The sequence below is a fragment of the Sutterella massiliensis genome (assembly GCF_016899755.1).
Classification (GTDB): domain Bacteria; phylum Pseudomonadota; class Gammaproteobacteria; order Burkholderiales; family Burkholderiaceae_F; genus Sutterella; species Sutterella massiliensis.
In genome coordinates this window covers 1-451 of the sequence record NZ_JACJJC010000288.1, presented here as the reverse complement: position 1 = coordinate 451, position 451 = coordinate 1, and the positions used below count along the sequence as shown (strand labels likewise).

The 451-nt window shown below is 61.4% G+C and carries 1 protein-coding gene; it reads left to right on the top strand.

All coding sequences use genetic code 11. From position 1 onward, the window contains the following. Positions 1-451 (top strand): autotransporter outer membrane beta-barrel domain-containing protein (locus tag H6A60_RS12600; protein ID WP_205105169.1); only part of this gene is annotated, 451 nt, incomplete at both ends.

The following is a 451-nucleotide window of genomic DNA, read 5'->3' as shown; positions in this document are numbered from 1 at the left end:
GACTGGGGGCGCGTCAACAGCGAGAGCGATTTTGATATCGACACGGCCGGCGTCGTCTTCGGCGCTGACCACACGTTCGATCAGTCGGTGCGAGCAGGCTTCGCGTTCGGCGCTCTCCATACGAAGAGCGACGGCGAAGGTTCGAAATTTACGGGCGACAGCTACTGGATCGGCATGTACGGCTCCTGGAAGTTGCCGATGTCGTTCCCGCTTGTTCTTGATGCAGACGCGCTCTACGGCTGGACAGACGGCGACATCAATACGTCGCTGCTCGGTCGCTCGGGCTCGACAGATGTGGACGGCGATGTGATCCGCGTATCCGCACACGCGAGCATGCCGTTTGAATTGAGCGTTGCTTCCGTGGCCCCCTACCTCGGCCTCGAATGGACGCGCGTTTCGCAGGACGGCTACAACGATCGGGACCTTGGCCGCTCGGTTGACTCCCTTGACG